This is a genomic window from Arthrobacter sp. Hiyo1, from assembly GCF_001263615.2.
In the GTDB taxonomy this organism is placed as follows: Bacteria; Actinomycetota; Actinomycetes; order Actinomycetales; family Micrococcaceae; genus Arthrobacter.
Genome location: NZ_DF952476.1, coordinates 55,545 through 60,201, shown reverse-complemented (window position 1 = coordinate 60,201; position 4,657 = coordinate 55,545). Strand labels below are relative to the sequence as shown.

Here is a 4,657-nt window from a genome sequence, read left to right as displayed (position 1 = left end):
CGCAGCGTGAGGTGTTCGAAGAGGCCGGGCTGAAGCTTGACGCCGCCACCCTCCGCCCGTGGGCCAACTGGGTCACTCCGCAGGACCAGCCCAAGCGCTTCGACACGTACTTCTACCTTGCCTGCCCGGTTTCCGGTGCCGAGCCAAGGCACCAGACCACGGAAGCGTCGTCGTCCTTGTGGATGCCCGTCCGCGGAATCCTGGACGCCGAAGTCGCCGGAACACTCAAGCTCATGCCGCCCACGCTGGCGCTGCTGGATGAGCTCCTCGCCCTCGGCACAGTGGAAGCGATACTGGGCGAGGACCGTGACATCGTGCCTGTCCGTCCAAAGCCCGGGGCCTTGGAGGAGTTCTTCCGGCAGAGGCGCCAAGCTCCATCCGTTGCTCCGGAACTGCCCTGAAGTGGGGTTAGGCTGGGGACGGTCCTGTTTCCACCCGCAAGGAGTCCCGGAATGAACCTCCTCATCAAACTGCTCGGCACCGGCGTGAGCATCGGCGCTGGCTTTGTCGGCACCAAGCTCGTCAATGCGCTGTGGGAAAAGTCCACCGGCAAGAAACCTCCCAAGGGTCACGATGATATGGAGGCAAGCCTGCGCTCTGCACTGACCTTCGCCCTGATTTCGGCGACTGTCAGCGCCGTCATCCAGGTTTTCGCGAGCCGCAGTACCCAGCGCGCCATCTCGCGTTTCTCGAAGACACAGGACATCGTCTAGGCTGACGGCCCGCCGTTGGCGCCGTGAGGGCCTGGGCTCCCACCGTTCCCGCTGTGGGGAGTTGTCGGGTCGGCTTGGGCTTTCTCCGCTGCCCGTTGACCGGCGGCCCGCAGCACCACGGCCTCGAGTTCGTCGATGCTCAGCAACTCGGGGTGCAGGTGCTTGGTCCGGTAGCCTGCGCGGCCCACCATGTGTGCGGACACCGGCACCGTCAGCAATTGGAAGATCCAAGCGACGGCCAGGATCGGCCACACCCACCATTCGCGCATCTGCAGCCCGATGGCCGCCAAGACGAGGAACAGCCCGAGCACTTGCGGCTTGGTAGCTGCGTGCATGCGGCTCATCAGGTCCGGGAGGCGCAACAGGCCGATCGCCGCGCCCAATGACATCACCGCACCGACGATCAGCAGCACCGCGGTGACGGCATCGATGACGGCATCCGCTCCGGTGGCGTCAGGAGTCATTGACCTGTCCTCTCCGGTCGGCCACGAAGCGCGCCACCGTCACCGATCCGATGAAACCGATCAGCGTCAGCGCGACGAGCAGCACGAGGTTGTTGAGGTGCCTGTTGACGGCCATGTCGATGGCCAGCGCAGCACCCAGTATGGCGAGCAGCACGTCCGAGGCGAGCACCCGGTCCAGCAGGGACGGCCCGACGGCGATCCTGTAGATCGCGCCGGCGGCGGCGAGGCTAAGGATCACCGCCGTGACGATCAGCACGATGTCTTTCACGAGCGAGCTCCCCTCGTTGCAGGCCAGCCTTCGGCCTGGAGTGCGTCCATTTCCGCCTGGGTACCCATGATCCGGATCAGCGAGGCCTCCGTGTCTTGGACTTCCTTGCGCAGCTTGGCGGTGTCCACATCGTTGCGGACATTGAGCCCATGGATATAGAGCGTGGACGTCGAGCGGTCCACCTCCACCACCAAGGAACCCGGAATCAGCGAAATCACGTGCCCTGTTGCGGTCACCATGAGGTCGGAATGGCTACGGAGGGGAACAGCGACGACGGCGTTGGTTACCAAGGGCCCGCGGAAGACCGCGAGGTACATGACCTGGAAGCTCGCGGCCACCACTTTGCCAAGGAACACGACGGCGAAAGGAATGGCGCGCAGCACGTTGAATCGTCCGCTGAGCTCCACTGGAGGCAAGTAGAAGACCCTGGCTACCACCACGGCGATCAGCGCACCGAATACCAGGTTGCCGGGGCTGAAGTCCCGCCAGAGCGCACCCCACACGACCACCAGCCAGACCAGCAGGGGCAACTCGGTGCGGAACGAAATCCGCTTGCGGCTCACTTGCCAACCCCCTGCAGTGGGGTCGACGCACCCGGCGCAGCGATGCCCGGGACTTTGGCATTCTCGCCGAGCACGGAATGGATATACGCCGTACGGTCCAGCATCTGTTCCGCGGAGTTGCCGGCCAATTGGAACAGCGGACCGGCGAAGACTGTCAGCGCCACGCCAAAGACCACCAGCGCGGCGGTTGGCCCCACCATGGTCCTCGGAAGCAGGCCGACGGCGGCAGTGTCCTTGAGGACGGCGGCCGGGTAGTCAGCGTCCTCGGGCTTCCGCCAGAATGCGCGGTTCCAGACGCGGGCAATGGCCAGCAAGGTCAAGAGGCTCGTGACCACCCCGCCCACCACCAAGGTAATGGCCAGTGGTGTCCCGAGGGCGATCCCTGCCTGCAGGAGTCCGAGCTTCCCCAGGAACCCGGAGAAGGGCGGGATTCCCGCGAGGTTCATGGCCGGAATGAAGAACAAGAGCGAGAGGAGTGGAGACAGCTTTGCGAGCCCACCCAGCCTATCCACCGACGAGCTCCCACCGCGGCGCTCGATCAAGCCGGTCACCAGGAACAGGCTCGTTTGGACAGTGATGTGGTGGGCCACATAGAAGACGGCGGCAGCAAGCCCGGCTACGGAAGACATGGCAAGCCCGAACACCATGTAGCCGATGTGGCTGACCAAGGTGAAGGAGAGTAATCGTTTGATGTCGCTCTGGGCTATGGCACCGAGAATGCCCACGAGCATGGTGAGGAGCGCAACCACCATCAACGGGGTGTTCAAGGTATCGCCCGGGAAGAGCAGGGTCTCCGTGCGGACCATGGCGTAGACGCCCACCTTGGTGAGCAAACCGGCGAACACGGCAGTGACCGGTGCCGGTGCGGTCGGGTACGAGTCAGGCAGCCAGAAGGACAGCGGGAACACGGCGGCCTTGATGCCGAAGGCCACGAGCAGCATGACGTGGAGCAGGTTCCTGGTGCCCGGATCCAATTCGGCCAGCTTTATAGCGAGATCTGCCATGGTGATGGTTCCGGTGGCTCCGTAGATCATCGCAATGGCGATCAGGAACAACACCGAAGACACGACGGAAACCACCACGTAGGTGACCCCGGCGCGGATGCGCGGACCGGTACCGCCCAGTGTCATGAGCACGTAGCTCGCCGTCAGCAGGATCTCGAAGCCGACGTACAGGTTGAAGAGATCACCGGTGAGGAAGGCGTTCGAGACACCGGCCACCAGGATCAGGTAGGTCGGGTGGAAGATCGACACCGGTGCCTCACGGTCGCCGTCGGCCATGCCCTGGCCGGTGGCGTAGATCAGCACCGCGAGGCTGATGACGGAGGAGACCACCAACATGAGCGAGGAGAACTGGTCCACCACCATCACCACGCCAAACGGCGGCTGCCAGCCGCCCAGGGTGACGGATGCGGTGCCTGTGGTCCATACCGAGGCAAGGAGCCAGCATTCCAGGAGCAACGTGAGGGACAACAAAGCGATGCTGACCGCGCGTTGGGCCAGCGGGTTCCTGTTCAGGGCGAACGTCAGTGCGGCACCGAGGATGGGAAGCACGACGGCGAGCGGCGCCAGGCTGGCGATGTTCACAGGGGGCCTCCTTCCTTGGCTGCTTCGGTGACTGCCGTAACCGGGAATTCGGATGTTTCCTCGGGAACCACCGAGTCGTCTTCGGCGTCAAAGCTGGGTGTCTTCGCGACGCGCCTGTCTTCGGCGTCGTCCTGGATGTCGTCCTGCCGTGCCAATGCCCAGGTCCGGTAGATGATGCCGAGCATGAATGCCGTCACCGCGAAGGAAATCACGATCGACGTCAGGATCAACGCTTGCGGCAAAGGATCGTTGTAGTCGCGCGGATCCGTCGATTTGTTGAACAGCGGGGCAAGTCCGGCATATCCACCCGTCGCGAGGATCAGCAGGTTGGTGGCGTTTGCCAGGAGCATGAGCCCCAGGAGAACGCGGGTCAAGCTGCGTTCCAGGATCAAATAGATCCCACAGGCGTAGAGCACTCCCATGACGATCAACAAGGTCAAGTTGACGCTCATGGGGTCCCCTTCCCGAGCGAGGTTGTTGCCGACTGCGCCGTGGTTGCGGCCGTTGGTGCGGAGGTGGGAACTTCCAATCGGGCATCCCCTGAATCCCGGACGTCTCCGCTGGCGGTCTCTTCGAAGTGTTCGTCGATCTCGGCTCCCAGGCTCCGCAGCACGTCCAGGGCCAGGCCTACGACCACGAGGTACACGCCGATGTCGAAGATCGTGGAGGTCACGAACTTGATGTCCCCGAACAACGGTAGCCAGAACTCGATGATGGCGCTTTGGAACACCTGGCCGCCCAGAAGCAACGGTACGAAGCCCGCTGCGGCCGCCGTCGCAAGGCCGGTTCCCAGCAGCATGCCGGCGCTGATCGGTGCGGCTTCCCGCAACTCGAACCGTCCGCCGGCCAAGTAACGGATGGTCAGGGCAAGCCCGGCCGTGAGTCCGCCGGCGAAGCCGCCACCCGGAAGATTGTGTCCCGCCAACAGCAGGTACACGGAGAAAACGATCATCGAGTGGAAAATCAGCCGCGTGACCACTTCGAAGATGATGGAACGCCGTTCCGGTGCAAGGGTTCGGCCGGCCACGAGCCAGGGGTCCGTCAGGGAGCCCGCGAACTTGCG

General features: G+C 63.9%; 8 protein-coding genes. 2 read left to right on the top strand and 6 right to left on the bottom strand.

All coding sequences use genetic code 11. The features are described 5' to 3' along the window. Positions 1 to 401 (top strand): NUDIX domain-containing protein (locus AHiyo1_RS20725; RefSeq protein WP_340639359.1); only part of this gene is annotated, 401 nt, incomplete at its 5' end. A gap of 51 nt (positions 402 to 452) precedes the next feature. Beyond that, positions 453 to 713: a DUF4235 domain-containing protein gene (locus tag AHiyo1_RS20720; RefSeq protein ID WP_059389844.1), complete on the top strand. Its 261-nt coding sequence runs from the start codon at positions 453 to 455 to the stop codon at positions 711 to 713. Here AHiyo1_RS20720 and mnhG read toward each other — a convergent pair. From mnhG to AHiyo1_RS20690, 6 genes are all read right to left on the bottom strand, one after another. Beyond that, the gene (gene mnhG / locus AHiyo1_RS20715) at positions 710 to 1,177 is read right to left on the bottom strand and encodes a monovalent cation/H(+) antiporter subunit G (protein WP_084784655.1); all 468 of its coding nucleotides are present in this window, start codon (positions 1,175 to 1,177) and stop codon (positions 710 to 712) included. The two genes, AHiyo1_RS20720 and mnhG, sit on opposite strands and share 4 nt — an antisense overlap. Further along, on the bottom strand, positions 1,167 to 1,445 hold the full coding sequence (locus tag AHiyo1_RS20710) for a monovalent cation/H+ antiporter complex subunit F (RefSeq protein WP_059389843.1): 279 nt from the start codon (positions 1,443 to 1,445) through the stop codon (positions 1,167 to 1,169). Before AHiyo1_RS20710 ends, mnhG begins: the two co-directional genes overlap by 11 nt. Continuing rightward, entirely contained in the window at positions 1,442 to 2,008 is a 567-nt protein-coding gene (locus tag AHiyo1_RS20705) for a Na+/H+ antiporter subunit E (protein WP_059389842.1), read from the bottom strand. Before AHiyo1_RS20705 ends, AHiyo1_RS20710 begins: the two co-directional genes overlap by 4 nt. Further along, entirely contained in the window at positions 2,005 to 3,594 is a 1,590-nt protein-coding gene (locus tag AHiyo1_RS20700) for a Na+/H+ antiporter subunit D (RefSeq protein WP_059389841.1), read from the bottom strand. The genes AHiyo1_RS20705 and AHiyo1_RS20700 overlap by 4 nt, the downstream gene beginning before the upstream one ends. Then, positions 3,591 to 4,046, bottom strand: coding sequence for a Na(+)/H(+) antiporter subunit C (locus AHiyo1_RS20695; protein WP_059389840.1), 456 nt, complete (start codon positions 4,044 to 4,046; stop codon positions 3,591 to 3,593). Before AHiyo1_RS20695 ends, AHiyo1_RS20700 begins: the two co-directional genes overlap by 4 nt. Then, positions 4,043 to 4,657, bottom strand: a 615-nt coding sequence (locus AHiyo1_RS20690) for an MnhB domain-containing protein (RefSeq protein WP_275937089.1), incomplete at its 5' end; no start/stop codon positions are given. The genes AHiyo1_RS20690 and AHiyo1_RS20695, both read right to left, overlap by 4 nt.